This window comes from Sphingomonadaceae bacterium OTU29LAMAA1, from assembly GCA_024072375.1.
Classification (GTDB): Bacteria; Pseudomonadota; Alphaproteobacteria; order Sphingomonadales; family Sphingomonadaceae; genus Sphingomonas.
The window spans coordinates 747841-773874 of the sequence record CP099617.1; the positions used below are offsets into that span (position 1 = coordinate 747841).

Below are 26034 nucleotides of genomic sequence, written 5' to 3' on the forward strand. Positions count from 1 at the left end.
TCGGTCGAGGCGACTCAGAGCCGCCCCATCGCCAGGAATTTGGCTCGACGTTCCTGCCGCAGCGTTTGCGGATCGCGGGTGCCGAGCGAATCGAGCGCCGTCGCCAGTGCATCGCCGAGCATCCTGATCGCCTCGGCCGGGTCACGGTGCGCACCGCCCAAAGGTTCGGGTACGATCGTATCGATCACGCCGAACGTCTTCAGATCCTGCGCCGTCACGCGCATTGCCTCCGCGGCATCCGCCGCCTTGTCGGCGGTCCGCCACAGGATCGACGCACAGCCTTCGGGGCTGATCACCGAATAGATCGCATGTTCGAACATCAGCACTCGATTGCCGGCGGCCAGCGCCACCGCGCCGCCCGATCCGCCTTCGCCGACGATCGCCGCGACCACGGGCACACCCGCGGCGAGGCATGCCTCGGTCGACCGCGCGATCGCTTCCGCCTGCCCACGCTCTTCGGCCTCGATACCCGGGAAGGCGCCCATCGTGTCGACGAGTGTCACCACGGGCAGGCCGAACCGGTCGGCAAGCGCCACGAGGCGGATCGCCTTGCGATAGCCCTCGGGCTTGCCCATGCCGAAATTGTGGCGCAGCCGGGATGCGGTGTCCGATCCCTTTTCGTGCCCCAGCACCATGACCTTGCGACCGCGAAAGCTCGCGAAGCCGCCCATGATCGCCTGATCGTCGGCAAAGGCGCGGTCGCCCGCCAGCGGCACGAACTCGTCGAACAGGCCGGCGACGTAATCCCTGAAATGCGGACGTTCGGGATGACGCGCGACCTGCGTCTTCTGCCACGGGGTCAGCTTCGCGAAAGTATCGCGCAGCAGCTTGTCCGACTTGGCCTGCAATCGCGTCAGGTCCGCCGCGATGTCGATGGTGCCGTCGGCCGCGGTCGCCCGCAGCTCGTCGATCCGGCCCTGCAGTTCGGCAATCGGTTTTTCGAATTCGAGGAAGCTCGCCATGCCGCGCGGGTTACGGGCGACGCGGCGTTACGTCAACGCGGCCGGCATCGGCCAGCGGATGCCGTGTATTGACCAGCTCGACCAGTCGGCTGGCATCGACGTGGGTGTAGATCTCGGTCGTCGCGATGTCCGCATGACCCAGCATCGTCTGGAGCGCGCGCAGGTCGGCGCCCCCTTCGAGCAGATGCGTGGCGAAGGCGTGACGCAGCACGTGCGGACTCATCCGATCGGGGGGAATGCCTGCGTCCGCCGCCAGCGCCTTGATCAGCTGATACAAACGGATGCGCGTCAGATGCCCCTTGCCCGAAGGAAACAGCCATGGCCGATCCGCCGCGACATGCGCGCGCCACGCCGCCACGGCCGCGCGTGCGCGATCGGAGATCGGCACCAGCCGCTCGCGCCCGCCCTTCCCCTTCAGGATCAGGAACGGCCGGTCGGGATGGATGGCGTTGCGCGGCAGGCTGACGAGCTCGGTCGCCCGGAGGCCCGATCCATACAGCAATTCGGTCAATGCCGAGAGCCGCAGGTCACCGGGCAGCGGTCGCGCGGTGGCACAGCGGTCGGCGATGACCGCAAACAGCCGATCGACGTCCGCATGGCTCAGCACCTTGGGCAACGACCGCGCCGTGCTCGGCCGCGGCAGGGCCTTGCCCGGATCGTCGGACCGATGCCCCTCGTCGAGCAGAAAGGCGTAAAAGCGGCGTAATGCCGCCGACTTGCGGGCCACGGTCGCGCGGGCAAGGCTTTGCCAACCCTCCGCCAGCGTTTGCAGTTGCGCGATGCTCGCCGCCGCCAGCCCGCCCTCGATCGCCGCCGATGCCAGCGCCAGGTCGCTGCGATAGGCTGCCACGGTGTTCGCCGCCGCGCCCGCCTCCGCCGTCAACATCTCGAGGAACCGCTCGATCAACGCGCGATCGGCCGCAATCATGTGCGTCAGACCCGCGCCAGTGCCTCGGCAGCGACCATCCGCGCCTCGCCCTCCAACCCGACCGAGCGTAAGGCGCCGACGATCCGGTACAGCATCGCCGGCGGTACACCGCGCCACCCCGGCGTCTGCATGCCGATCGCGGCGAGCAGCACCACCGTGCCTTGCTGGCCGTCCGCCGCCGCGCGGTCGATCGCGCGCGTCCAGCTGTTCTCCGCACCGATCCGCACATCCAGCGCCGCTGCGGCGCGCTCGATATCGTCGGGGGCGAGCCGGCCGAGACCGGCCAGACCCGCGAAGAACAACCGCTGCTTCAACGCCGCGTCGCCGCGGCCCGAATAGGACGACAGCTCGCCATAGCTCAGCCGCCCACCCGCATCCGGATCGGCCAGCGCGATCATCGCCCACGCGTCGCCGCCCTCTTCTACCGCGGCACGCCAGCGCGCGGCACTGCGATCCAGACCGGCGGTCAGCATCGAGGCGACCACGTATCGCGCATCCTCGACGCCGAGGCGCGCGGGAATACGCGCGGCGGCGCGCGACGTCAGGATCAGACGGGCATAAGGCGGCGTCTTGTCGCCACTACCCCACACCTGCCGCATCGCCGCAAGTCGTGCGTTGACGTCGCCGGCCGTGTAGGCGCTGCGCAGATCGTTCGCCAGCGCGCTCGCCGCGCCCGGCATGTCGTTGGCGGTGTCGACCGCGCCATACAGATCGATCAAGGCCGCCGCCGACAGCACGCCCTGCGCCGCCGCCGCCTCGGCCGATGCGATCCGCTCCGCGAGCGGAATGCCGGGCGCGAGCGCATACCAGTAGCGCGCCTGCGGACCGGCCGTCGCCAGCATATCGTCGGGGATCGTCACCCCGGTCGCGGCGGCGAGTCCGAATCGCCATGCCGAAAGCCGGTCGACGCCGGCCCATTCGATCGTCACGGCCTGTCCGCCGCCCGGCCCTGCGCCCACAACCTTCTGCGCCAGTTGCAGATCGATCCCCGTCGCGACCTTGCGTCGTCGCGCAGCCGTGATCAGCGCCTTCGCCCGCGCGGGCTCGGCGGCCAGACCCGCGCACATCGCCTGCGCCAGCGTCCAGCCACGCTCCTGCGTGGCTGCCAGTCCCGCATCGGCGATCGGGCACAGCCCCGCCGGGTCGCCCGCCGCCAGCGCGGCGTTCATCGCGACCTGATAGAGTTTGGGCGTGTAGTTGCCGTTGTCGACGCTCTGCACCACGGCGCGTGCGCCGACCGCTTCGCCCATCCGCAGCAGCAGCCATGCGCGTTCCGCCGCGAAATTCGCGCCATCGACGCGTGCAGGAGTATCAAGCTGCGCCACCAGCGTGCGCCGCAACACGATCGACAGCCAGCGCGACGGCACCGGCGCGGCGATGCGACGCATCAATCCCTCGACGAACCGTCCGTCCGCGCCATCAAATGCTGCTGCTGCGAGAGCGCCCTCGCGCGGTCCGGCCGCGCCGACGCTGGACAGCGAACGGCGGGCGAAGTCCGGCATCTCATATTGCGCCAGTACCGCCGGATCGACCGACGGCGCCGGTGTGGGCGTCGCGCTCGCGAGCGGCGTCGGCGTCGCCACCGGCAACGGCTGAACGAACCCCGTCGGCGTCTCGGTGGGCGCCGTTCCGGGTGCTGCGACGCCGGTGCCCGATCGCGGCGAGCCGGGCGTCGCACGTGCCGTCGGCTGGGTGGCAGGCTCGCCGAAGCCGGGGGGCAGGATCGATTCGGGTCGGTCCTGGCCCACTGCGGGACCGTAAGCCGACAGGCCGGCGGTCGCGATCGCCACCGCCGCGACGCCGACCCGCGCGCAGAGGATGACCCGCGCCTTAGCTGAGGTTCGCAAGCGTCACGTCTTTCTCGACATGGGTCTGCGGCCGCTCCGACGCCCGCCCGGCGAGCAGGAACAGGCCGCCGACGACCAGTACGAGGACAACGACGACGGAAAGGGCAAAGCGGGACATACCGTACCTTGATGTACAAGAACGCGAGGGGATCACGTAAAACGTGGCGCGGAGCTTTTGCCCCGTCCTGACCCGCTGTATAGCGCACCCGGCCATGTTGCAAAGCGCTCATCCCCCGACCATCGGATCCGCCCGCCCGGGAGCCCCGCGCGCGATCGTGCTGGTCGGCCTGATGGGCGTCGGCAAGTCGACCGTCGGCCGCCGGCTCGCCAGTCGTCTGCGCCTGCCGTTCGTGGACGCCGACCACGCGATCGAGGAAGCGGCGGGGATGACGGTGGCCGAAATCTTCGAGCGCTTCGGCGAGCCCTATTTCCGCGACGGTGAACGCCGCGTCATCGCCCGGCTGATGGATGGCACGCCAAAGGTTATCGCAACCGGTGGCGGCGCGTTCATCAACGACGATACCCGCGCGTTGATCCTCGCCGAATCCACCGCGATCTGGCTCGATGCGCATCCCGACGTGCTCGCCGAACGCGTCGGCCGGCGCGACACCCGCCCCTTGCTGCGCGGCCGCAATCCACGGCAGGTGCTGAGCGAGCTCGCCACCGTCCGCAACCCGATCTACGCCGAGGCGCATATCCACATCACCAGCAACAAATCTCCACACGAAACGACGGTGAACGCGATCCTGAAGGCGATCGGCCTGCGGCGCACGGACGTATGAGTACGACGATCACCGTCGCACTTGGCGACCGCAGCTACCCCATCCTAATCGAGGCGGGATTACTGGCGCGGGCCGCCGATCACCTGGCGCCGCTGGCGCGCGGACGGACGATGGCGATCGTCACCGACCGCAACGTCCTGCCGCATTGCCAAGCGCTGCGTGCCGCGCTCGGCGTTGCGGGTATCCGGACCGAAGCGATCGTGCTGGAGCCGGGCGAGAAGACCAAGAGCTGGGATCAACTCGCCGCCCTGTGCGACAGGCTGCTGGACCTCGGCGTCGAGCGCGGCGATCACGTCATCGCCTTGGGCGGCGGCGTCATCGGCGACCTCGTCGGCTTCGCCTGCGCGATCCTCAAGCGCGGGTGCCGGTTCGTACAGATCCCGACGACGCTGCTGGCACAGGTCGACAGTTCGGTCGGCGGCAAGACGGCAATCAATACGCGCGCCGGCAAGAATTTGATCGGCGCCTTTCACCAGCCGGCGATGGTGCTGATCGATCCTTCGGTGCTCAACACCCTGCCCGTGCGCGAAGTTCGCGCCGGTTATGCGGAGGTCGTCAAATACGGCCTGATCGACGATCCCGCCTTTTTCGCATGGTGCGAGACCCATGGCACCGACCTGATTGCCGGCGATCCTGCCGCACGCGATCATGCCATCGCCCACGCGGTCGCCGCAAAGGCGCGGATCGTCGCCGCCGACGAGCACGAGACGAACGGCACGCGCGCCCTGCTCAACCTCGGCCATACTTTCGGCCACGCGCTGGAGGCGGAGGCCGGATTTTCGCAGGCGTTGACCCACGGCGAGGGGGTCGCCGCAGGGTGTGCGCTGGCATTCGCCTTTTCCGCCGCGCAAGGCATCTGCCCTCGAGACGATTCGGAACGCGTCGCGGCGCACTGGCGCGACGTCGGCCTGCCCGACGGACCCGCCGCCGCCGGCATCGCCGCGACCGGCGCAACGCTGGTGGAGCATATGCGCCACGACAAGAAGATGGCGGCCGGCACGCTCCCCTTCCTGCTGGCCCACGGAATCGGGAAAACCTACCTCGACAAGACCGTCGACCTCGACGTCGTCGAAGCCTTTCTCGATGCGCAGCCGCGCTGATGCCCAACGGCGTCGCCAAGCAGAACCTCCCGACCAAAATCTGCCCGGCATGCGGGCGTCCGTTCACGTGGCGGAAGAAGTGGGCGAAGGATTGGGACAGCGTGATCTATTGCTCCGACGCGTGCCGTAAAAAGCGCTGACGCTATTCATGCCGGGGTTGGGCCGAAGGGGTGTAGGCCGCAGGGGGGCGTCCCGCCCCGAAGGATAGCGACGATGGCGAAGAGCCAGCAGAAGTCGAACAAGGAAGTCCGCAAGCCCAAGGCGGAAAAGGTCAAGACGATCGCCGCCAATGCATCGACCAAGGACAATCCCGTCGGCATGGTGACGATCCGCAAATAATTTAGACGTGCGTCGCGCAGCGTCGCGGCGCACCGGCAAGGGCCACCGCAGGGATCATCGGGCTCTTACAAATTCGTCCCTCAACGGCTATATCGCACGCATCGCAGGCAACCGATCGTAGGCGCCTCCGACTGAGAGACCATGTGTGCTCCCGCTTACAGCAGGGGGAGTCGTCATGGATCTCAATTATCTTTTCCACCGTCATCAGGTGTCGCTGGCCGCATCGACCGGGGCCAGCTCACGCGAAGCACGCGCAGCGCATCGCGGGTTGACCGCAGCTTATGCCGACAGAATCGCCGGCTTGCGCGCCGCCGCTGGTAATTCCGCCCTGCTGGCGGCGCGCGTCAGTTGATCGCCGCCGATCGCGAAACGTCCGTTCCGCAGGACAAACCAAGCCGCGTCTTCCGCAAGTCGCGACCCATGATGCCCAGACAGGACGCAGCACGTCAGGCGCGCGTAGCAGCGCTTGCGTGGTCGACCTTCGGTGACCGCGAGCGGGTCATGGCATTCCTCAACGCCGATCATCCGCAGCTTGGTGGCCGACCGCTCGACCTGGCGATCGCCAGCGATGCCGGCCTGAATCGGGTGGAAGGCGTACTGGCCGAACTGGCTGTTGCAGTTCCGTCGCGTTGAACAGGGGGACCATGGCATGTCCAGGGCGATGAATGTCACCGCACCCCTGGCGGAGGTCAAGGCGACCGCCGCCAGCCATGGCGCGAGCATCAGCGCGATCGAGGCGATCATGCCGGCCGGCACCCGCGTCGTCTTCACGAACGGCGAGGATGCCGCTCGCATGCGCGTCGTGTTCGCCGATCGGATGGTGACCGGCGCCGTCACGCGGGCAAAGTGGGTGCGCAATGACTGACGCGGTCGCGATATCAGCAGTGCATCGCCGCTGGACGCAGGGCGATATCACCGCCCTGCGCCGCGGGATCGGATCGGGCGAGACGCTCGAACAGCTCGCTACCGCGCTCGGCCGCGATCCAATTGCCGTGATGACGATGATGGATCGCCTCCGGCTGCGCTTCTGATACTAGCCGTTCGAACGGTCGTCAGCAGTCTGTTCGACCCGGCGATCAGCCGCGTAGCGTCCATGCCAGCCAAAGCCATCCGCCGATCAGCAACAAACCGCCGATCGGGGTCACGGCACCCAGCCAGCGCGGCGCACCCAAGGCCATCAGGTACAACGTGACTGCGAAAATCGCGCCACCAATGACGAACAGCGACGCCGGTCCGCGCGCCTCCATCCGCAACGCGACCAGTGCCACGACCGCGTGGATCAGCTGATACTGGCCACCGGTCTTCAGCCATTCGACCGCGGGGCCGCTGGCACCATGCGCGCCGAACGCCCCGGCGGCCACCGCGATTGCGCCCGACAGCGCGGCGAGAATACCGAGGATCATCGCGGATCGTTCCCCCACGGCTGTTGTTCCGCCACCATCGATCGCGCCGCGCGCAGATCCCCCGCCTCGATCTGGATGCGCAGCCGCTCCTTGTCCCGGGAGCGGTACATATCCTCCGCACGGTCGATATCGGCACCGGCAATCCCGAGATCGCGCATCGCCACCCGCGCCATCTTTACCGCCGATTCCAGCACTTCGCGTACGACGTAGACGGCGGAGGTTTTCTTGAGCTTGACCAACGCGCGTCGATCGAAGGCGCGTACATAGATGGCAGCCTTTGGGAATGCCTCACGCACGCCTTCCAGCGTGTCGGGCTGGATCTGGTCGCCGTCGATGCAGAACAGGATCAGTTCCGCATCCGCCGCACCCGCCTGCCGCAACAGGTCCATCCGCGTGCCGTCGCCGTAATAGACCTTCGCGCCGAATTCGCCGGCGATGTCGATCATCTCGATATCGGTATCGATCAGCGTCACCGGAATGCCCTGCGCCAGCAGCATCTGCCCGACCGTCTGGCCGAATCGCCCGTATCCGACGATGATCGCGTTCGCCCCGTCCGCGGTCGGTCCGTCGCGCGCCTGATCCTTCGCCACCGGTTCCTCGCGGAAACGTTTGGTCGCGGCCATCAGGAACGGTGTCGTCGCCATCGACAGCGTGATGATCGCCCCGAACAGGCTCGCCGCTTCCGGCGCGACGAGAAGCCCGGCTTGTGCCTGCGCGAACAGGACGAACCCGAATTCACCGCCCTGACTGAGCAGCAACCCGAGTGCGAGCGCGCTGCGCCACGTCATCCGGAACACCATACCGATCAGCGTTATCACTGCCGTCTTGGTCGCGATCAGCGCGAGTGCCATCGACAGCACGAACAGCGGCCGGTCGGCAATTGCCTGCAGGTTCAGCAGCATGCCGACGGCAAGGAAGAACAGGCCGAGCAGGATCGAGCGGAACGGCTCTACGTCCGCCTCCAGCTCGTGCCGATACGGGCTGTCCGCCAGCATCACGCCGGCGATGAACGCGCCGAGCGCGGTCGACAGGCCCAAAGCCTCCATGACCGCCGCGCTGGCGATGACGGTGAACAGCGCTGCGAACACGAACATCTCGCGCTCGCCCAGATTGCCGATCAGCCGGAACAACGGCCGCAGCAGGAACCGGCCGGCGAGGATCAGCCCCACCACCGCGAGTACGGTATAGACCGCCAGCAACCACCCGGGCGGTCCGTCGGCATCGGCCGGGTTCCGGCTCATCGCGGCGACGATCGTGATCAGCGGGACGATCGACAGGTCCTGAAACAGCAGGATCGAAAACGCCCGCTCGCCGAACGGCGTCCGCATCCTTCCCGAAGATTGCAACATCGGCAACACCTGCGCCGTCGACGACAGCGCCAGCGGCAGTCCGAGCGCGAACGCGGCGGGCGCGGAAAAGCGGGCGAGGCCCCATACCACGGCGGTGATTGCAAGGCCGCAGGTAACCACCTGCAACAGGCCGACGCCAAAGATTTCGTGCTTCATCCGCCACAATCGTGTCGGGTTGAGTTCCAGCCCGACCACGAACAGCAGCAGCGTGATGCCGAGTTCGGCGATGCCCAGCTTCGATTCGGCATCGCCGACGAGGCCCAGCAGATGTGGGCCCACGACCGCACCTGCGACGAGAAACCCCAGCGTCGCACCAAGGCCCAGCTTGCGGAACAGCAACACGAACGCCAGCCCGAAACCGAGCAGGATCATCCCGTCCCTCAGCATCGAGACGTCCCCGGCGGCCTCATGCATGCGCACGCGCCTCACGTGCCGCAATGGCTGCTTCGGCCGCGGCTTCGAATGCCAGCCGGATCGAGGGATGGCGCGCGGTATAGGTCAACGCCGGTTCGAACACGCGAAGCCCCGGCCAGTCCGGTATGTCCCCCTCGCCCGAGAGCCATGCGGTCAGTGCATCGCGCGCCGCAGTCAGTTCCTCGGGCGTCTTGCCAAGGATGTCCGCGGCGAGCAGCGATGCCGATGCCTGACCCAGAGCGCAGGCGCGGACCAGCAGGCCAACTTCGCTGACACGTCCCCCGTCGTCGATCCCGACATCGACCGTCACCCGGCTGCCGCAGATCGGCGAACGTTTCTCGGCCGTGGCAGCGGCATGCTCCAGCCGGGCGTGATGCGGGATCGATGCCGCGAGGCGCAGGATCTCGGCGTTGTAGAGGGGCGCGTTCATGGCCGGTCGCTCGCATTGTCGGACTGGTCCATGCTCTGCCGCGATCCGAAGACCGGTTGTCCGCGGCGCCGACGGTCGACGAAATCGGCGATCCCGGCGCTGGTCGCGTTGAGCAACGGATAGGTGCGCGACGCCGTCATCCACTCAGGCCGCTGCGACGGGCCGCCGCGTGCGGTGTCGACCAGCAATGCCGCGACGAGAAATCCGAGGCTGGCGATGATCAGGCCCTTCAATGCGCCGAAGCCGAAGCCCAATGCGCGGTCGACCGGCCCCAGGATCGACTGCCGCGTTCGCTTACCGATCGCATTGGCGACCAGCTTGCCGCCCAGATACGTGCCGCCCGCGATCACCACGAACGCCGCCACCGCCGCGCCGGATGGCGTGCCGATGACCGTCGACAGCTTCGCGGCGAGCGCGACGTGGAACAGCTTCAGCATCGCAACGATTGCAATCCACGCGAACAGCGACAGCACTTCGGTGACGAAGCCCCGCTTCAATCCGAGCAAAGCGGCACCGCCCACGGCGATGAGTACGATGATGTCGAGTGCGGTCAGCCCCATGGATAGGGGAATAGGGATGCGAGTGCCTCGCCGCTAGTCCCGCGTCGTGCATGTCCTCACCGGACGCGACACCTTCCCGGCAGAACTCACCCCCGCCCCAGCATATGATCGACGAACTGCCCCAGCGTCCGGAACCCCGTCATCCGCAGCGGGCTGTCCTCTTTCGCGACCGCTGCGGGCACCAGCGCACGCTCGAAGCCGAGCTTGGCCGCTTCCTTCAGCCGCAGCGCGCCATGCGCCACCGGGCGCACCTCGCCCGACAAGGCGACCTCGCCGAACGCCACCGCATCGACCGGCACCGGCCGTTCCGACAACGCCGACACCAGCGCCGCGGCCACCGCCATATCGGCCGCGGGATCCTGCACCCGATATCCCCCGGCGATATTCAGATACACTTCGGCGCTGGAAAAGCTCAGCCCGCACCGCGCCTCCAGGACCGCGAGGATCATCGCCAGCCGCCCACTGTCCCAGCCGACCACCGCGCGCCTCGGCGTCGCTCCGCTCGCCAGCCGCACGACCAGCGCCTGGATCTCGACCAGCACCGGCCGCGTTCCTTCGAGTGCGGGGAACACCGTCGTCCCCGTGACGCCCTCGTCGCGCTGCGTCAGGAACAGCGCCGACGGGTTCGATACCTCCTCCAGCCCCTCGCTCTGCATCGAGAAGACGCCGATCTCGTCGGTGCCGCCGAAGCGGTTCTTGATCGCACGCAGGATACGATACTGGTGGCTGCGCTCGCCCTCGAACGCCAGCACCGTATCGACCATATGCTCCAGCACGCGCGGCCCCGCAATCGATCCATCTTTCGTGACGTGCCCGACCAGCACCAGCGAGGTGCCGCGTTCCTTGGCGAAGCGGATCAGTTCCTGCGACGAGGCACGGACCTGGCTGACCGTACCGGGCGCCCCCTCGATCAGATCGGAATGCATCGTCTGGATCGAATCGATCACCAGCAGCGCGGGAGGCGGCCCCATCGACAGCGTCGTCAGGATGTCGCGCGTCGACGTCGCCGCCGCCAGCTGAACCGGCGCATTGCCGAGGCCCAACCGTCGCGCCCGCAACCGGACCTGATCGGTTGCCTCTTCGCCCGAGACATAGGCGACGCTGCGCCCCGCCATCGCCAGCTTCGCCGCCGCCTGCAGCAGCAAGGTCGATTTGCCGATCCCCGGATCGCCGCCGATCAGCGTCGCCGACCCTTCGACGAAACCGCCGCCCAGCGCCCGGTCGAGTTCGGCGATCCCCGTTGCCATCCGTTCGGGCAGCACGATCTCGGCATCCAGGCCGACCAGCTGCACCGTCCGTCCACCGGTGCGCAGGTCATGCTTTGCCTGAAACGGCGTGACGGTCCCGCCGACCTCCTCGACCAGCGTGTTCCATTCCGCGCAATCGCCGCACTGCCCTGCCCAGCGATGCGACACCGATCCGCACGCCTGACATACGTAACGCTTCTGGGGTTTCGCCATGCGCAGGGGTGTAGCGGAATGAGAACGGGAAGGGAACAGAATTTCGGGGTCGCCCCGCGCGCTAGCGGGGGTGGCATGGAACTACGACGGGATCTTCAATCCCCTCTGCACCGCCGGTCGTGCAAGTCCAAGATCCAGCCAAGCCCGCACGTTCCGGTAGCGATCGAACCCGACCAGATCGCCGGCGCCGTAGAAGCCGACCAGTCCGTTCACCCATCCCAGCATCGATATGTCGGCAATCGAATATTCGTCGCCCAGGAACCAGTCCCGCCCCTCCAGCGCTCGGTCCATCACCCCCAGCAGCCGCGTCGCCTCCGCCGCGTATCGGTCGCGCGGCCGCTTGTCCTTGTAATCCTTGCCCGCGAATTTGTGGAAGAAGCCCAGCTGTCCGAACATCGGCCCGACGCCCCCCATCTGGAACATGACCCATTGGATCGCCTGCCAGCGCCCCGCCGGATCGATGGGCACGAACCTGCCCGTCTTGTCCGCCAGATACAGCAGGATCGCACCGCTTTCGAACAGCCCGAATGGCCGATCGCCCGGACCCTGCGGATCGATCATCGCCGGGATCTTGCCATTGGGATTGAGCGACAGGAACGCCGCCGACTTCTGGTCTTCCCGGCCGAAATCGATGCGATGCGCCTCATATGGCAGACCGAGTTCCTCCAGCATGATAGACACCTTGACGCCATTGGGTGTCGGCATGGAATAGAGCTGGATGCGATCAGGATATTGCGCGGGCCAGCGCTGCACGATCGGAAATGCGGAGAGGTCGGTCATGATTTCGGATCCCTCGATGACGGGACCGACGACATAGTCACGCCGCATTCGCGACGCTATGGCCGCGCCAGCATGCAACTTACCGATCTTCGTGTCGCTTTGTTCAGCGGCAACTACAATTACACACGTGACGGCGCCAATCAGGCGCTGAACCTGCTCGTTCGCCATCTGCTCGATTCCGGCGTCGTCGTACGCGTCTATTCGCCGACCACCGATCGTCCGGCCTTTCCGCCGGCGGGCGATCTGGTCTCGGTGCCAGCGATCCCGATGCCGGCCGGACGCGGCGAATATCGCATCGGCCGCTATCTGCCCGCCGCCATCCGCGCCGATCTGGAGGCATTCGCGCCCAACGTCGTCCATGTCTCCGCACCCGATTTCCTGAACCACGGCGCAGTCAGCTGGGCGCGCAAGCACGACATCCCGACTGTCGCATCCTTTCACACGCGCTTCGAAACCTATTTCCGCTATTACCGTGTCGGGTTCGTCGAGCCGGTGATCAAGGCGATCATGAGGCGCTTCTACAACCGTGTAGATCGCGTCATGCCGCCCAGCCCGAGCATGGGCGCGCTGCTACGACAATGGGGCGTCACCACGCCGATCACCATCTGGTCGCGCGGCATCGATCACGATCGCTTCACCCCTGCCCGCCGCAGCCTTGCTTGGCGTCGCAGCCTCGGCATCGCTGATCACGACATCGCGATCGGTTTCCTCGGCCGACTGGTGAAGGAAAAGGGCCTCGACGTCTTTGCCGACGTCGTGAAGGAACTCACCCGACGGGGCGTGCCGCACAAGGTGCTGGTGGTCGGCAAGGGGCCGGCGCAGGGCTGGTTCGCCGAACAGGCGCCAGGCGCGATCTTCGCCGGTTTCCAGTCCGGCGACGATCTCGGTCGCGCGGTCGCCTCGATGGACGTGTTCTTCAATCCGTCGATCACCGAAACCTTCGGCAACGTGACGACCGAGGCGATGGCGGCCGGCGTCCCCGTCGTCGCTGCGCGCGCGACCGGCGCGGTGGATCTGGTCGAGGATGGAGTGACCGGCTACCTCGTCGAGCCGACCGATGTGTCCGGTTATGCCGACGCCATCGGTCGCATCGTCGCCGATGCGGCGCTGAAGTCTGCGATGGCCTTGGCAGGCGTGGACCGGGCAGCGGGATATCGGTGGGTGACGGCAAACCAGGCGGTACTCGATACTTACCTCGAGTTGCACGGGTAACAGACCCGCACCGAAGACGCGTCGACCGAATCTTCGTTTGTCCCCGACCCCCCTTGCGGGGTAGCAATGTGAAGGTTCCTACCCTTCCCGCCAGTCGAACGTCAGCGGCGCCTCGCGAAAGGCGAACCGATCGAGATGGCTCGACACTACGTCCCGCATTCGTTCGACATCGTCGCCGTCCGGTACGGTCAGCACCACATCCAGCGTATCGCTGTCCGCCTTCATTTCCAGCACCGATCCGCCGGGGAACGCGATACGGCCCTCTTCCGCGGTGAAGCTGACCTCCATCTTGTGGCTCCAGTGCTTGGCGAGCTGCTGAAGGTAACGACTGGCCGACCCGGTCGGCACACGGGCAACGGACACACTCACTTCAACCTCTCGATCTTCTGGACCACCGCGTCGATTAGCGCCGCGACCTCATGCGCAGCCTCGTCCGACAGGTCACCGTCCTCCAGCCGGTTCTGCAACACGGTGCGCAGGTTGCGCATCGCCCGCCGGATCGGCGCGCGGTCGCTGCGTGCGCGATGTTCGCCAGCCGCCGTCAGCCGCGCCATCATCGCCGCAACCAGTTCGGCATTCTCCAGCAGATGGGCAGTGCCCGCATCGGTCACCCCGAAGCGTTTGCGCGTCGTCTCCGATGGCTGTTCGGCGATCAGTTCCATCTCCGCCAGCATCGTCAGTGCCGGATAGACCATACCGGGGCTGGGCGCATAGGCCCCGCCGGTTAGTTCCTCGACCGCCTTGATCAGTTCGTATCCGTGCCGCGGTTCGTCCGCGATCATCTTCAACAGCACGAGCCGCAACTCGCTGCCGTCGAACATCCGCCGCCGGCCGCCACCGCCGCGACCGTCCTCCTGAAACCCACCGAAGCGCGCTTCGGCATGAGCGGCCCAGCCGCCCCATCCGCCACGCGGTCCGCAGCCGCGACCACCGTGTCCGTGCATATGTTTAAACATCGTCGTTCCTCTATTCCGATGCATCCAAGATATATCTTTCAAGGAAATGTACAAGATCTTTCAAGATATATCTAACGAGCTACAGTCTGCTCCGGGGGTGACGCGCTCGCCCAGCCATCCTACGGACACGGCATGGCCGACCTGCTGACCGGGCTGGAACCCGAACCCGGACCGGATATTCCCGGCGCCAACGCCCCCCTCGCCGACCGGCTGCGTCCTCGCGTGCTGGCGGACGTCGTCGGACAGGAGCACCTCACCGGCCCTGAGGGTGCAATCGGACGGATGGTCGCGGCCGGTCGCCTATCCTCCATGATCCTGTGGGGACCGCCGGGCACCGGCAAGACCACGATCGCCCGCCTGCTCGCCGCCGCCGTCAACCTTCGCTTCGTTGCAATCTCCGCGGTCTTTTCCGGCGTCGCCGATCTGAAGAAAGCCTTTGCCGAAGCGCGCGACCATGCCCGTCTCGGCAGGCGCACGTTGTTGTTCGTGGATGAAATCCATCGGTTTAATCGCGCACAGCAGGACGGGTTTCTTCCTTATGTGGAGGACGGCACCGTCACTCTCGTCGGCGCCACGACCGAAAACCCGTCGTTTGAACTTAACGCCGCCCTCCTCAGCCGCGCGCAGGTTCTGATCCTCGAACGTCTCGGTCGCACGGCGCTCGAGCAGCTGATCGACCGGGCCGAGGCGTTGGAGGACCGCCCCCTGCCCCTCACCCCGCCGGCCCGCGATGCACTCATCGCCAGCGCGGACGGCGACGGGCGTTTCCTGCTCAATCAGGCAGAGACCCTGTTCTCGGTCGACCTGCCCGGACCGCTCGATCCCTCTGGCCTGTCGAACTTTCTCCAGCGTCGCGTCGCGATCTACGACAAGGATCGCGAAGGCCATTACAACCTGATCAGCGCCCTTCATAAAAGCATCCGCGGTTCGGACCCGCAGGCCGCGCTCTATTACCTCGCCCGGATGATCACGGCAGGGGAAGAACCGCTCTACCTGCTACGCCGGCTCACCCGTGCGGCGGTCGAGGATATCGGCCTCGCCGACCCGCAGGCGCTGGTCCAGTGCATCGCCGCGAAGGACACATACGACTTCCTCGGCAGCCCGGAAGGCGAACTCGCGATCGCGCAAGCCTGCCTCTATCTCGCCACCGCTCCCAAATCGAACGCGGCCTATATGGCCCAGAAGAAGGCGTGGCGCAGCGCGAAGGAGACGGGGTCGCTGATGCCCCCCGCCAATATCCTCAACGCACCGACCCGATTGATGAAGCAGATCGGCTATGGTGCCGATTACGCCTATGATCACGATGCCGAGGGTGCATTTTCCGGCGCCAATTACTGGCCCGACGAACTGGAGCCGCAGACCTTCTACGAACCATCCGGTCGTGGGTTCGAAGCCCGGCTGGCCGAACGTCTTGCGCATTGGGAAGCGTTGCGCCGCGAACGACGCGGCTGATCCCTCTGGACTAGCCGGCCCGCTTGTCGCATGGGGCCACCGAACGCCGGTTTAGCTCAGCTGGTAGAGCAGCGGTTTTGTAAACCGAAGGTCGCGGGTTCGATTCCTGCAACCGGCACCACGTTTTGGCGGAAGTTATCCCTGCCCCTCCAGCATCGACCGGATACGGGCGGCGAGCGCCTCCATCGCAAACGGCTTGGTGATCATCGCCATGCCCGGTTCGAGGAAGCCCGACGCCAGCGCCGCGTTTTCGGCATAGCCGGTCATGAACAGCACCTTGAGGTCCGGCCGCGCATCCCGTGCCGCGTCGACCATCTGGCGCCCGTTCAAGCCCGGCAGGCCGATGTCGGTGACCAGCAGATCGATTCGCCGCCGGGTTTGCAACACCTCCAGCCCTTCCGGGCCATCCGCTGCCTCGAGCGCGCCATAGCCCAGTTCGGCAAGTTCCTCGACGACGAGACCACGCACCACCGGATCGTCCTCGACGACGAGCACGATTTCACCGTCGTCGGCATGATGCGCTTCGGTGATCGACGGAAGCGCGTCGTCGTCATCCACCGTACCACGATAACGCGGCAGGTAGAGCTTGAACGTCGTGCCCAAGCCGACCTCGCTGTAGATCTTGGCATAGCCTTCAGATTGCTGGGCGAAGCCATAGATCATGGACAGGCCCAGCCCGGTACCCTGCCCGATCGGCTTGGTGGTGAAAAACGGCTCGAAGGCCTTGGCGGCCGTATCCGCATCCATCCCGGTGCCGGTGTCGGTCACGCAGATGCATACGTAATGACCCGCTCTCACGCCACGCTGACGGGCGACATAGGCGCTGTCGAGGTATGCGTTGCAGGTCTCGATCGTCAGCGTGCCGCCGTCCGGCATCGCGTCGCGGGCGTTGATGGCGAGATTGAGCACCGCGCTTTCGAGCTGGTTGGGATCGCACCGCGTCGTCCACAGGCCACCGGCGAGAACCATGTTCAACGTGATTCGCTCGCCGATGGTCCGGCGCAGCAAATCCTCCATCGACGCCGCCAGCGTGTTGGCGTGCACCGGCCGGGGATCGAGCGGCTGCCGACGGGAGAAGGCAAGCAGGCGATGGGTCAGCGCAGCGGCCCGCCCCGCCGCGGTCGACGCGCCGTCGATGAACCGTTCGAGTTCGTTCGTCCGCCCCTGCGCGACCCGCCGCTGGACGATCTCGAGGCTGCCGGTGATCCCCTGCAACAGATTGTTGAAGTCGTGCGCGATGCCGCCGGTCAGCTGACCGACGGCCTCCATCTTCTGCGACTGGCGCAGCGCCGCCTCTGTCTCGGCCAGCGCGGCCTCCGCCTCCGCTTCGGCAGTGACATCGCGGCCGAAGCCGTAGAAGGTCTCGCCTTCCGGCACTGTCGTCCAGGCGATTAGCCGATGCCCGCCGTCCTTGCAGCGCAGAGTGGTGCGATAATCGTGCAGGGGCGTACCTGACCGCAGCGTCCGGACGCGCCTGTTCCAATCGGCCTCGTCATCGACCATGAACTCGGTGGTCCGCCGACCTAGTGTTTCCTCGCGCGTCCAGCCTAGCGCGCTGGTCCAGGCGGGATTAACGTCGGTCACCTGCCCGCTGCGATCGGTTACCACCTTGAACACCGGCGAGAGGTTCCAGATACGCTCGCGGTCGCGCGCCAGTCGCCGTTCGTCGGTGATATCGCGACCGATGGCGTGAATACGGCCGTGGTCCGGCACCGCGGTCCACGCGAGAAGACGGTAGTCGCCCTTGCTGGTTCGATAGCGGTTCTCGAACGCCAGCGTCGTGATGCCGTCGCTCAGCTTGCCCACCTCGCTCGCTGTCGCGGCCAGATCGTCGGCATGAAGAAAATCGGACAGCGAACGTCCGACCATCTCGTCCTCCGCCCAGCCGAGCATGCGTGTCGCGCTGGGATTGACCGCCGTGATCGTGCCGTCGAACGTGCACACCAGCAACAGGTCGCGCGACAAGGACCACAGCCGGTTGCGATCGTCCTCCAGCTGGCGGCTTGCGAGCACCTTCTGCGTCGTCTCGATCACCACCGCCACCACGCCGATGGCCTCACCCCGATCATCGAAGGCGGGCGAATATTCGAGGTCCGTCCACAATTGCCGCGGCGTTCCGTCGCGGATCAGCGTCAGTTCCTGATCCTTGTACGACAGTGTGCCGCCTTCGCGGTACACGCGCTGCATGACGTTGGCGTTGAATGCGGCGACCTCGTGCCAGCCCTCCAGCACGTTGGTGCCAAGGATCGCGGGATGGCGGCCACCGGCGAAGCTGCGGTAGGCGTCGTTGTAGATCATCACGCCGCGATCGCCCCACAGGGTGACGATCGGCACCGGCGATCGCAGCACGAAGGCCAGCGTCGTCTTCATCGCGGCCGACCAGCCATGGATCGGGCCGATCGGCGTGCGCCGCCAATCCAGCGTCGCGATCCGCTCGGCGAGCTCGCCGCCGCCCTGCAGGAACGGTTCACTGTCAATCGTACGCACCGCTACCTCACATGGACTGGATCGGGTGCATCCAACACCCGAAACCGGAACGGACGTGCGTCATGCCGCAGACGACGCCGATCCGCAAATCGACGATCCGGCGCTTCGGCATCTCCGACTCTCATGCTGATGATAATCATTCGCATCAATATTGAAACCGCGCGCGATCCCCGGTAGGCGATATGCGTGAACCAGTCAGAAACCGTCCAGCGTCCGAATGCCAGACCGTCCGCCCGCAAGCCGAAAAGCAAATGGCGTGGCTGGTGGCTCAGGCAATTGCACACGTGGCATTGGATGAGCGCGGCGATCTCGCTCGTCGGCATGCTGCTGTTCGCGGCGACCGGCATCACCCTGAACCACGCTGCGACGATCGGCGCCGACCCCGTCGTGACGGACAAGGCCGGGACGCTCCCTACGCCCCTGCTCCGCACGCTGCGCGCGCCCGCCGCGACCGATGCGGCGCTGCCCGCGTTGGTCGCTGCTGCGGTGGAAGATGCGGTCGGCCTCGATCCCGCAGGCAAACCCGCCGAATGGTCCGACACGGACGTCTATGTCGCGCTGGCACGGCCGGGCGGCGATGCGTGGGTCAGCATCGACCGGACGACCGGCGCGATCACATCCGAAGTCACCAGCCGCGGCTGGATCGCCTATCTCAACGATCTGCATAAAGGCCGCAATTCCGGCGCCGCGTGGAGCTGGTTCCTCGATATCTTCGCGGGCGCCTGCATCCTGTTCACACTGACCGGGCTGCTGCTGTTGCAACTGCACGCCCGGCATCGGCCGACGACATGGCCGATCGTCGCCGCCGGCGTCGTCATTCCGGTCATCCTCATCCTGATCTTCATTCACTAACAGGGGCACACGCCAACATGCGCACTTCGACCTTCGTCCTGCTCGGCGGCGTGATCGCCGCGCCCGCGACCGCAGCGACCGTCACGGTCACGATCCCGCGCCAGACCGTAGCGGAATATCATCGTCCCTATGTCGCGATCTGGCTTGAGCCGGTCGGCGGCGGCAGCGCCCGCACCGTCGCTTTATGGTACGAGACCAAAAAGATCGGCAAGGACGCGGGGACGAAGTATCTCGCCGACCTGCGCGCATGGTGGCGCAAGGGCGGACGATCGATGACCGTTCCCGCCGACGGCGTCAGCGGCGCAACCCGCGCACCGGGGCAGTATGCGGTGAAGCTGCCCGACAATATCAAGCCCGGCGCCTATGTACTCAACGTCGAGGCCGCGCGGGAGACCGGTGGGCGCGAACTGGTGACGCTGCCGCTGACCGTCCCCAACCCCAATGCGCGCGCCGCCGGCAAGTCCGAACTCGGCGCCATCACTCTGTCCGCTCGCTAAGGAACCCGCGATCATGAAGCCAGTCGCCATCCGCCTTCTCGCCGCCGCCGCGCTGATCTCCGTGCCGGCGATGCTATCCGCGCACCGCATGTGGATGCTGCCGTCGGGCACCGTCTTCTCCGGCACCGACAGCTGGGTCACGATCGACGCCGCGGTATCGAACGACCTGTTCTTCTTCGATCATCAGCCGCTGCGCCTCGACGGCGTCAAGGTGTGGCAGCCCGACGGGTCGGAAGGGAAGTTGCAGAACGGCGCGACCGGTCGCTATCGTTCGGTGTTCGACGTCGAGCTAGACAAGCCCGGTACGTGGAAGGTCGGCACGCAGATGGCGACGGTCATGGGCAGCTTCAAAGTCGACGGTGTCGAGAAGCGCGTCGGCGGCCGTGGCGGACCGCGTCCCGGCCAGCCGGCACCGCTGACCGTCGCCGACATCCCCGCCAACGCGACCGACGTGAAGCTGATCGAAGTATCGTCGCGCAACGAAGTGTTCCTGACCGCCGGTGCACCGACCACTACCGTCTTCAAGACGAGCGGCAAGGGCCTCGAGTTCGCACCCGTCACCCACCCCGACGAACTCGTCGCGGGCGAAGCGGCGAAGTTCCGCTTCCTGATCGACGGCAAACCCGCACCCAACCTGAAGGTCACGGTGATCCCCGGTGGCAAGCGCTACCGCAACGACGAAGGCGCAATGGACCTCACCACCGGCGCGGATGGCGTGCTGACGGTGACGTGGTCCACCGCGGGCATGTATTGGCTCAATGCGACCGCCACCGATTCGAAGGCGGCAAGTCCTCGCGCGACGGAGCGGCGGATGAGCTATGTCACCACGCTGGAAGTGCTGACGCCGTGATACGACGCCGGTGAGGATCGCGCTTCCTCCACGCATATCGCCGGCGGCCGTTGCCGCCTGCGATCCGTCGATGCCGGTGTCGATGTTCGGCGGCGAGACGATGGGAACGCGGTGGAACGTACTGGCGGTCGTTCCACGGCCCTGTTCCGTCGACCTCATACGAACCGGGATCGCGGCCCGGCTGGAATCGATCGTTGCCCAGATGAGTCACTGGTCGGACGACTCGCTGCTGTCCCGGTTCAATCGGGCACCGCCGGGGCAATGGACGACGTTGCCGCCGGATTTTGCGACGGTGGTCGCTCGCGGTCTTTCGATCGCGGCCATTATCGGGGGTGCGTATGATCCGACCATCGGCAGGCTGGTCGATCTTTGGGGATATGGCGCGACACCTGTCGATGCGCAGGACCTGCCGCCTTCCGCCGGCGCGATCCTCAGCGCACTGGCGACGTCCGGCTGGGAACGGCTGACCTATACGGCCGGTGACCGGCGACTACGCCAGCCGGGCGGCCTGTCGCTCGACCTGTCCGGTAGCGCCAAGGGGTTCGCGGTCGATGCCCTCGCCGACTGGCTGGAAGGCATCGGCGTGGTCCACAGTCTGATCGAGATCGGCGGTGAATTCGCCGGTCGGGGCATACGTCCCGATGGCGAACCGTGGTGGGTCGATCTGGAAGTGCCGCCGGGGCTGTCGGTTCAGCCGTTGCGGATCGCACTGCACGGTCTCTCGGTAGCGACATCGGGCGACTACCGGCGCGGCGCGCATACCATCGATCCACGAACCGGCTATCCGGCGTCGCATCACGTCGTTTCCGCCAGCGTCATCGCCGACACGACGCTGGACGCCGATATCTGGGCAACCGCGCTCACCGTGACCGGCGCCGACGAGGGCGCTCGGCTGGCCGCGCGATACGGTATCGCCGCACAGATCGTCACGATGATCGATGGCTTGCCTGCCGAGCATATCACCCCGGCGCTTCATACGATGCTTGCCGATTGAGTGACGGCACCAATTGAGCCTGTCGGCGTTACGCTTGCGCAATGGTTTCTCGTCCCCTGAAGGTCGCCAGCTATAATATCCACAAGGGCATCGGCCTCGATCGCCGCCGCAATCCCGAGCGCGTGCTCGAGGTGCTGCGCGAGATCGACGCCGATGTGATCGCGTTGCAGGAGGCGGACCGCCGGTTCGGCACGCGCGAATCGGTGCTGCCGCTACACCTGCTGGACGAGCACAGCGACTGGAAGCCGGTGGAGTTCGGTATGCGCGCACTGTCGATGGGATGGCACGGCAATGTCATACTCGTCCGCAAATCGGCACAGGTGGTCGATCGCGAGGCGATCCATCTGCCCTCGCTCGAACCGCGCGGTGCGGTGATGGCGGATATCAGGACCGACGCCGGCATCGTTCGCGTCGTCGGCATGCACCTCGACCTGTCGGGACTGTGGCGCCGACGCCAGGCCGCGGCGATCATGGCCCACGTCGATGCATCGACCCACCGCCGACCGACGGTGCTGATGGGCGACCTGAACGAATGGACCGCTGCCGCCGGGTGCCTACGCGATTTCGCTCGCGACTATGCCGTCGCGACGACCGGTCCCAGCTTCCACTCCCGCCGTCCGGTCGGTAGGCTGGATCGTATCATGGTGTCGCGCGATCTGAGGGTAGAAGACTGCGGCGTGCACGCCAGCCCGGCGGCACGCAAGACATCAGACCATCTGCCGATCTGGGCCATGCTGGCGCCGGCATGACTGCCCCGGGATTTGCCGATTGATGCGTGAAAAGGAGCTTCGCCTTGCGCTCGTCTGTTACGGCGGCATCAGCCTAGCGGTCTATATGCACGGCATAACCAAGGAGGTGTGGCGGCTGGTCCGCGCGAGCCGTGCTTATCATGCCGGCGAACCGGCGGCCGGGGGCAGCCAGGGCGTGTACCGCGTGCTGATCGAGGAGATCGAGGGGCTCGCCGACCTGAAGCTGCGTGTGCTGGCCGATATCGTCGCGGGCGCGTCGGCGGGCGGAATCAACGGCATCTTTCTGGCGCAGGCGATCACCACCGGACAAAGTCTCGAGCCGCTGACCGACCTGTGGCTGACGTCGGCGGACGTCGAGGCGCTGATCGATTCGGATGCGGCACCGGCGAGCCGCTTTTCCAAGATGTGGGCCTTGCCGCTCGCATGGGTGGCGGCTGGGCGGAGTGCCGACACGGTCGAAGCCCTTGACGAGGCCACTCGCGACGAGGTGCGCACGAAGCTGTCGCATTTCGTCCGCTCGCGCTGGTTCGAACCACCCTTCGGCGGCGCCACTTTCACCGGTCTGCTCCTCGACGCGTTTGCGGCAATGGCGGACAGCGAGGTCGGACCTCGACTGCTTCCCGACGGCCAGCCACTCGACCTGTTCGTCACCGTCACCGATTTCACGGGCCACCCCGAACGGCTCCGTCTCAACTCGCCGCCCGAAGTGCTGGAAACCGAACACCGGCTCGTCCTCGCGTTCTCGGACCACGCCGCGAACGGAACGATAGGGGCGATACCCGATCTCGCCTTTGCCGCGCGCGCCACGTCCAGTTTTCCCGGCGCGTTTCCCCCCTTCACCGTCGGCGAACTCGACGGCGTCCTTGCGAACCGCAGCATCGCGTGGCCGGAGCGGACGGCCTTTCTGAAGCGTGCGCTTCCCCGGCAGTTCGCGGCGAATCAGGTCGAGAATGCGGTGCTTATCGATGGATCGGTGCTTGCCAACGCGCCGTTCCGGCCGGCAATCGACGCGCTGAAGGAACGTCCCGCACGGCGCGAGATTGATCGGCGTTTCGTTTACATCGACCCGTCGCCGGGCATCAAGATCCGGCTGGGTTCCGGCGGCGAGAAGCCCGGCTTCTTCCAGACCATTCTCGGCGCGCTCAGCGACCTGCCGCGACAGCAACCGATTCGCGACAATCTCGACGCCATCGCCGAACGATCGGCGCGGATCGACCGAATGCAGGGGATCGTCACCGCCCTGCGCCCGGCGGTCGAGGAGGAGATCGAACACCTGTTCGGCCATACCCTGTTCCTCGACCGGCCGACGCCGGCTCGGCTGATCGCCTGGCGACGGCGCGCCCAGACCGCGGCGGCGACACGCTCTGGCTACAGCTATGCCGCTTATGGTCATCTGAAGCTGAGCGGCGTCGTGCAGGCGATCGCGGCGCTGTTGTATCAGGTCGGCGGCGAACTCGGCCAGCAGCGCTGGCGCCGCATCCGAACCGCGATCGAGGGCGCGATCGACGAGCGCGGATTCGGTGGGGTCGCGCCGTCCTTTTCCGGGAAGGAAAGCGCGGCGACGATCGACTTCCTGCGGACCTTCGACATCGGTTTCCGCATCCGCCGGCTGCGACTGATGGCGCGACGACTGGGCGAGATCGAGGCCGATAACGTGGAGACGACGCCGATGCGCGAGGCGATCTATGCCTCGCTCGCCGCCTATCTCGATCGACAGCGGGCCGACAGCCATCCGCAGTTGCGGCAGCAGGTGCGGCGCTTACGGAGCAACGAGGCGGGACTGTTGCTCGATGCGCTCGGCGAGGCGCTCGATCTCTCCTCGCTGGATGCGAAAACCGACCAACGGCTCGCCGACGCCTTTGCCACGCTGGACAAGGGCGTGCGAAGGGCGTTGCTGCTCGCCTATCTCGGCTTCCCGTATTTCGATGCTGCCACGCTGCCGCTGTTGCAGGGCGAGGGGCTCGATGAGTTCGATCCGATCAAGGTCGATCGGATCGCACCCGACGACGCGACCTCGATCCGGTCGGGGGGTGCGGAAGCGACGTTGAAGGGTATCCAGTTCAACAGCTTCGGCGCATTCTTCAGCCGCGCCTATCGCGAGAACGACTATCTGTGGGGACGCCTGCACGGCGCCGAGCGGATGATCGACATCTGCGTTTCGACTTTGCCGGCCAGCGTGCGGATGAAGGCGGGCCGGGTTGCGGCGATCAAGCGCGCCGCCTTTCACGCCATCCTCGACGAAGAGGAGCCGCGACTGACCGCAATCCCTTCGCTGATCGCGAGCCTTCGCCGGGAAGTGGGCTGACACCGGACCCGCGCGTCCGAGGCTGGTCATCGCCGCCGCCCGCCGCTACCCTCCGCTTCCCTCAGGAGTGTCGCATGCAGTTCCTAAAAATCCTGTTCTGGTTCCTCCTCGCCTTCGTCGCGGCGCTGTTCACCTATGGCAATTGGAAGATCATCCAGATCAATTTGTGGAGCGGCCTGATCGCGGACGTTAATCTGCCGCTGCTGCTGTTGGTGACGTTCCTGATCGGCTTGCTGCCGACCTATCTGTACCTTGGTACGGTCCGCTGGCGGCTGCGACAGCGACTTGCTACCTCTGAGCGAATGCTGGCGGACAGCCGCGCGCTGGCAGCAGCGCCCGCCGCGCCGTCGGTCGTGACCGTGGAGACACCGATCGTGGTCGAGGAACGGCTGGCATGAGCCCGATCTACGTTGCCATCGACACCCCCGACATCGCCCGGGCAAAGGCGATCGCGGCACGCACGCGTGCGCATATCGGCGGGCTGAAGCTGGGGCTAGAATTCTTCTGCGCGCATGGTCAGCATGGCGTCCGCGAGATGGCGGAACTGGGCCTGCCGATCTTCCTCGATCTGAAGCTGCACGACATTCCGAATACGGTCGCGAAAGCGGTTCAGGCGCTCGGCCCGATCGAACCGGCGATCCTGACGGTTCACGCCAGCGGCGGTCGCGCGATGCTGGAGGATGCCAAGGCCGCGGCATCCCCGCATACGAAGGTCATCGCAGTCACGATGCTGACCAGCCTCGACCATGCCGATCTGACGGCGACCGGCGTCACCGGCACGGCCCACGATCAGGTGCTGAGGCTGACCGAGCTGGCGCGTGAGGCGGAAATCGACGGGATCGTCTGCTCCGGTGCGGAAGTCGCTGCCGCCCGTGCGGCATGGCCCAAGGGGTTCTTCGTCGTGCCCGGCGTGCGTCCCGCAGACGGCCCTGTCGGGGATCAGAAGCGCGTCGTCACCCCTCGCGCCGCGCTGGATGCGGGTGCCTCGATCCTGGTGATCGGCCGGCCGATCACCCAGGCCGACGATCCCGACGCGGCCGCCCGTGCAATCGGCGCAACGCTGTAACGCCAGCCACAGGCAACCGATCACTCTTTCGGGAGAAGGGATATGGAGCGTTCGGGGTGCGCGGGACGGGCTTAAGAAGCCCGCATCGTGTCGAATCATCGCCTCTGTCCTGCACACCAGCGTTCCTGTACGGCGTTGTGATCATGCTTCGTTCTTCGTCACCATGATCGCGCGGCCGTCATTTGGTGTCACGCAGGCAGTGCATGATGACGACATCCGGATGTTGCCTTTCAAGTTCTCAGCTCCCTCAACTGCCGCAT

Annotated in this window: 29 protein-coding genes and 1 tRNA gene; 18 read left to right on the top strand and 12 right to left on the bottom strand. The window is 66.4% G+C overall.

The genetic code is table 11. From position 1 onward, the window contains the following. Nucleotides 1-14: 14 nt before the first annotated feature. The 3 genes from NF699_03810 to NF699_03820 are packed head-to-tail and all read right to left on the bottom strand — an operon-like array spanning nt 15 to nt 3737. A complete protein-coding gene (locus tag NF699_03810) occupies nt 15-962 on the bottom strand; it encodes an acetyl-CoA carboxylase carboxyltransferase subunit alpha (protein ID USU05831.1) in 948 nt (315 codons plus the stop codon). 10 nt (nt 963-972) lie between these two features. Next, nucleotides 973-1890, bottom strand: a complete 918-nt coding sequence (locus tag NF699_03815) for a tyrosine recombinase (GenBank protein ID USU05832.1) — start codon at nt 1888-1890, stop codon at nt 973-975. 5 nt (nt 1891-1895) lie between these two features. Beyond that, nucleotides 1896-3737: a hypothetical protein gene (locus NF699_03820; protein ID USU05833.1), complete on the bottom strand. Its 1842-nt coding sequence runs from the start codon at nt 3735-3737 to the stop codon at nt 1896-1898. Nucleotides 3738-3949: 212 nt separating this feature from the next. Here NF699_03820 and NF699_03825 point away from each other — a divergent pair, with 212 nt between their 5' ends. From NF699_03825 to NF699_03855, 7 genes are all read left to right on the top strand, one after another. Next, entirely contained in the window at nt 3950-4519 is a 570-nt protein-coding gene (locus NF699_03825; GenBank protein ID USU06982.1) for a shikimate kinase, read from the top strand. Next, complete coding sequence (gene aroB, locus NF699_03830) at nt 4516-5619, top strand: 3-dehydroquinate synthase (protein ID USU05834.1); 1104 nt, start codon at nt 4516-4518, stop codon at nt 5617-5619. Before NF699_03825 ends, aroB begins: the two co-directional genes overlap by 4 nt. Next, nucleotides 5619-5759: a DUF2256 domain-containing protein gene (locus NF699_03835; GenBank protein USU05835.1), complete on the top strand. Its 141-nt coding sequence runs from the start codon at nt 5619-5621 to the stop codon at nt 5757-5759. Before aroB ends, NF699_03835 begins: the two co-directional genes overlap by 1 nt. A gap of 374 nt (nt 5760-6133) precedes the next feature. Then, a complete protein-coding gene (locus NF699_03840) occupies nt 6134-6310 on the top strand; it encodes a hypothetical protein (GenBank protein ID USU05836.1) in 177 nt (58 codons plus the stop codon). Next, nucleotides 6307-6591: an MbcA/ParS/Xre antitoxin family protein gene (locus NF699_03845; GenBank protein USU05837.1), complete on the top strand. Its 285-nt coding sequence runs from the start codon at nt 6307-6309 to the stop codon at nt 6589-6591. The genes NF699_03840 and NF699_03845 overlap by 4 nt, the downstream gene beginning before the upstream one ends. A gap of 16 nt (nt 6592-6607) precedes the next feature. Continuing rightward, nucleotides 6608-6823 (top strand): hypothetical protein, encoded by a 216-nt coding sequence (locus NF699_03850; GenBank protein USU05838.1) that lies wholly within the window; start codon nt 6608-6610, stop codon nt 6821-6823. Further along, complete coding sequence (locus NF699_03855; protein USU05839.1) at nt 6816-6989, top strand: hypothetical protein; 174 nt, start codon at nt 6816-6818, stop codon at nt 6987-6989. Before NF699_03850 ends, NF699_03855 begins: the two co-directional genes overlap by 8 nt. 45 nt (nt 6990-7034) lie before the next feature. Here NF699_03855 and NF699_03860 read toward each other — a convergent pair whose 3' ends face one another. The 6 genes from NF699_03860 to NF699_03885 all read right to left on the bottom strand — a co-directional run bounded on the left by NF699_03860 (nt 7035) and on the right by NF699_03885 (nt 12354). Beyond that, complete coding sequence (locus NF699_03860) at nt 7035-7361, bottom strand: DUF423 domain-containing protein (protein ID USU05840.1); 327 nt, start codon at nt 7359-7361, stop codon at nt 7035-7037. Then, complete coding sequence (locus NF699_03865) at nt 7358-9124, bottom strand: cation:proton antiporter (protein USU05841.1); 1767 nt, start codon at nt 9122-9124, stop codon at nt 7358-7360. Before NF699_03865 ends, NF699_03860 begins: the two co-directional genes overlap by 4 nt. After that, entirely contained in the window at nt 9117-9554 is a 438-nt protein-coding gene (locus tag NF699_03870) for an iron-sulfur cluster assembly scaffold protein (GenBank protein ID USU05842.1), read from the bottom strand. The genes NF699_03865 and NF699_03870 overlap by 8 nt, the downstream gene beginning before the upstream one ends. After that, the gene (locus tag NF699_03875; protein USU05843.1) at nt 9551-10114 is read right to left on the bottom strand and encodes a CvpA family protein; all 564 of its coding nucleotides are present in this window, start codon (nt 10112-10114) and stop codon (nt 9551-9553) included. Before NF699_03875 ends, NF699_03870 begins: the two co-directional genes overlap by 4 nt. An 86-nt stretch (nt 10115-10200) precedes the next feature. Next, the gene (gene radA / locus NF699_03880; protein ID USU05844.1) at nt 10201-11574 is read right to left on the bottom strand and encodes a DNA repair protein RadA; all 1374 of its coding nucleotides are present in this window, start codon (nt 11572-11574) and stop codon (nt 10201-10203) included. Nucleotides 11575-11655: 81 nt separating this feature from the next. Continuing rightward, the gene (locus NF699_03885) at nt 11656-12354 is read right to left on the bottom strand and encodes a glutathione S-transferase N-terminal domain-containing protein (GenBank protein ID USU05845.1); all 699 of its coding nucleotides are present in this window, start codon (nt 12352-12354) and stop codon (nt 11656-11658) included. 72 nt (nt 12355-12426) lie between these two features. Here NF699_03885 and NF699_03890 point away from each other — a divergent pair, with 72 nt between their 5' ends. Continuing rightward, the gene (locus NF699_03890; GenBank protein USU05846.1) at nt 12427-13566 is read left to right on the top strand and encodes a glycosyltransferase family 1 protein; all 1140 of its coding nucleotides are present in this window, start codon (nt 12427-12429) and stop codon (nt 13564-13566) included. A 78-nt stretch (nt 13567-13644) separates the two neighbouring features. On the opposite strand, the gene NF699_03895 is transcribed toward NF699_03890, so the two are convergent. Continuing rightward, nucleotides 13645-13935 carry a DUF2218 domain-containing protein gene (locus NF699_03895; GenBank protein USU05847.1) on the bottom strand — a complete coding sequence of 97 codons (291 nt, stop codon included), beginning with the start codon at nt 13933-13935 and terminating at the stop codon, nt 13645-13647. Next, on the bottom strand, nt 13932-14522 hold the full coding sequence (locus NF699_03900; protein USU05848.1) for a PadR family transcriptional regulator: 591 nt from the start codon (nt 14520-14522) through the stop codon (nt 13932-13934). The genes NF699_03895 and NF699_03900 overlap by 4 nt, the downstream gene beginning before the upstream one ends. A 132-nt stretch (nt 14523-14654) precedes the next feature. On the opposite strand from NF699_03900, the gene NF699_03905 reads away from it, so the two are divergent. Both NF699_03905 and NF699_03910 read left to right on the top strand, forming a co-directional pair. After that, entirely contained in the window at nt 14655-15974 is a 1320-nt protein-coding gene (locus tag NF699_03905; GenBank protein USU05849.1) for a replication-associated recombination protein A, read from the top strand. A 45-nt stretch (nt 15975-16019) separates the two neighbouring features. Beyond that, nucleotides 16020-16095 (top strand) — tRNA-Thr (locus tag NF699_03910). Between the two features lie 14 nt (nt 16096-16109). Here the strand turns inward: NF699_03910 and NF699_03915 are convergent. Beyond that, nucleotides 16110-18461, bottom strand: coding sequence for a PAS domain S-box protein (locus NF699_03915; GenBank protein USU05850.1), 2352 nt, complete (start codon nt 18459-18461; stop codon nt 16110-16112). 186 nt (nt 18462-18647) lie between these two features. Here NF699_03915 and NF699_03920 point away from each other — a divergent pair, with 186 nt between their 5' ends. From NF699_03920 to pyrF, 8 genes are all read left to right on the top strand, one after another. Continuing rightward, nucleotides 18648-19313, top strand: a complete 666-nt coding sequence (locus NF699_03920; protein ID USU05851.1) for a PepSY-associated TM helix domain-containing protein — start codon at nt 18648-18650, stop codon at nt 19311-19313. A gap of 17 nt (nt 19314-19330) precedes the next feature. After that, nucleotides 19331-19810, top strand: a complete 480-nt coding sequence (locus NF699_03925; GenBank protein USU05852.1) for a DUF2271 domain-containing protein — start codon at nt 19331-19333, stop codon at nt 19808-19810. 13 nt (nt 19811-19823) lie between these two features. Next, nucleotides 19824-20660: a DUF4198 domain-containing protein gene (locus NF699_03930; GenBank protein USU05853.1), complete on the top strand. Its 837-nt coding sequence runs from the start codon at nt 19824-19826 to the stop codon at nt 20658-20660. Nucleotides 20661-20670: 10 nt separating this feature from the next. Continuing rightward, nucleotides 20671-21654 carry an FAD:protein FMN transferase gene (locus tag NF699_03935; protein ID USU05854.1) on the top strand — a complete coding sequence of 328 codons (984 nt, stop codon included), beginning with the start codon at nt 20671-20673 and terminating at the stop codon, nt 21652-21654. A gap of 41 nt (nt 21655-21695) precedes the next feature. Continuing rightward, a complete protein-coding gene (locus tag NF699_03940) occupies nt 21696-22403 on the top strand; it encodes an endonuclease/exonuclease/phosphatase family protein (protein ID USU05855.1) in 708 nt (235 codons plus the stop codon). A gap of 22 nt (nt 22404-22425) precedes the next feature. Next, a complete protein-coding gene (locus NF699_03945) occupies nt 22426-24708 on the top strand; it encodes a patatin-like protein (protein ID USU05856.1) in 2283 nt (760 codons plus the stop codon). A 74-nt stretch (nt 24709-24782) separates the two neighbouring features. After that, nucleotides 24783-25106, top strand: a complete 324-nt coding sequence (locus NF699_03950; GenBank protein ID USU05857.1) for a hypothetical protein — start codon at nt 24783-24785, stop codon at nt 25104-25106. Next, the gene (gene pyrF / locus NF699_03955) at nt 25103-25774 is read left to right on the top strand and encodes an orotidine-5'-phosphate decarboxylase (protein USU05858.1); all 672 of its coding nucleotides are present in this window, start codon (nt 25103-25105) and stop codon (nt 25772-25774) included. Before NF699_03950 ends, pyrF begins: the two co-directional genes overlap by 4 nt. Nucleotides 25775-26034 lie beyond the last annotated feature (260 nt).

Excerpts from the sequence above, each read along its gene's own strand:
- radA (USU05844.1), bottom strand. The coding sequence starts at position 11,574 with ATGGCGAAACCCCAGAAGCGTTACGTATGTCAGGCGTGCGGATCGGTG.
- NF699_03815 (USU05832.1), bottom strand. The coding sequence starts at position 1,890 with ATGATTGCGGCCGATCGCGCGTTGATCGAGCGGTTCCTCGAGATGTTG.
- NF699_03860 (USU05840.1), bottom strand. The coding sequence starts at position 7,361 with ATGATCCTCGGTATTCTCGCCGCGCTGTCGGGCGCAATCGCGGTGGCC.
- NF699_03940 (USU05855.1), top strand. The coding sequence starts at position 21,696 with ATGGTTTCTCGTCCCCTGAAGGTCGCCAGCTATAATATCCACAAGGGC.
- NF699_03870 (USU05842.1), bottom strand. The coding sequence starts at position 9,554 with ATGAACGCGCCCCTCTACAACGCCGAGATCCTGCGCCTCGCGGCATCG.
- pyrF (USU05858.1), top strand. The coding sequence starts at position 25,103 with ATGAGCCCGATCTACGTTGCCATCGACACCCCCGACATCGCCCGGGCA.
- NF699_03835 (USU05835.1), top strand. The coding sequence starts at position 5,619 with ATGCCCAACGGCGTCGCCAAGCAGAACCTCCCGACCAAAATCTGCCCG.
- NF699_03810 (USU05831.1), bottom strand. The coding sequence starts at position 962 with ATGGCGAGCTTCCTCGAATTCGAAAAACCGATTGCCGAACTGCAGGGC.
- NF699_03865 (USU05841.1), bottom strand. The coding sequence starts at position 9,124 with ATGCATGAGGCCGCCGGGGACGTCTCGATGCTGAGGGACGGGATGATC.
- NF699_03900 (USU05848.1), bottom strand. The coding sequence starts at position 14,522 with ATGTTTAAACATATGCACGGACACGGTGGTCGCGGCTGCGGACCGCGT.
- aroB (USU05834.1), top strand. The coding sequence starts at position 4,516 with ATGAGTACGACGATCACCGTCGCACTTGGCGACCGCAGCTACCCCATC.
- NF699_03950 (USU05857.1), top strand. The coding sequence starts at position 24,783 with ATGCAGTTCCTAAAAATCCTGTTCTGGTTCCTCCTCGCCTTCGTCGCG.
- NF699_03840 (USU05836.1), top strand. The coding sequence starts at position 6,134 with ATGGATCTCAATTATCTTTTCCACCGTCATCAGGTGTCGCTGGCCGCA.
- NF699_03825 (USU06982.1), top strand. The coding sequence starts at position 3,950 with ATGTTGCAAAGCGCTCATCCCCCGACCATCGGATCCGCCCGCCCGGGA.
- NF699_03905 (USU05849.1), top strand. The coding sequence starts at position 14,655 with ATGGCCGACCTGCTGACCGGGCTGGAACCCGAACCCGGACCGGATATT.
- NF699_03850 (USU05838.1), top strand. The coding sequence starts at position 6,608 with ATGTCCAGGGCGATGAATGTCACCGCACCCCTGGCGGAGGTCAAGGCG.
- NF699_03885 (USU05845.1), bottom strand. The coding sequence starts at position 12,354 with ATGACCGACCTCTCCGCATTTCCGATCGTGCAGCGCTGGCCCGCGCAA.
- NF699_03930 (USU05853.1), top strand. The coding sequence starts at position 19,824 with ATGAAGCCAGTCGCCATCCGCCTTCTCGCCGCCGCCGCGCTGATCTCC.
- NF699_03875 (USU05843.1), bottom strand. The coding sequence starts at position 10,114 with ATGGGGCTGACCGCACTCGACATCATCGTACTCATCGCCGTGGGCGGT.
- NF699_03925 (USU05852.1), top strand. The coding sequence starts at position 19,331 with ATGCGCACTTCGACCTTCGTCCTGCTCGGCGGCGTGATCGCCGCGCCC.
- NF699_03945 (USU05856.1), top strand. The coding sequence starts at position 22,426 with ATGCGTGAAAAGGAGCTTCGCCTTGCGCTCGTCTGTTACGGCGGCATC.
- NF699_03855 (USU05839.1), top strand. The coding sequence starts at position 6,816 with ATGACTGACGCGGTCGCGATATCAGCAGTGCATCGCCGCTGGACGCAG.
- NF699_03890 (USU05846.1), top strand. The coding sequence starts at position 12,427 with ATGCAACTTACCGATCTTCGTGTCGCTTTGTTCAGCGGCAACTACAAT.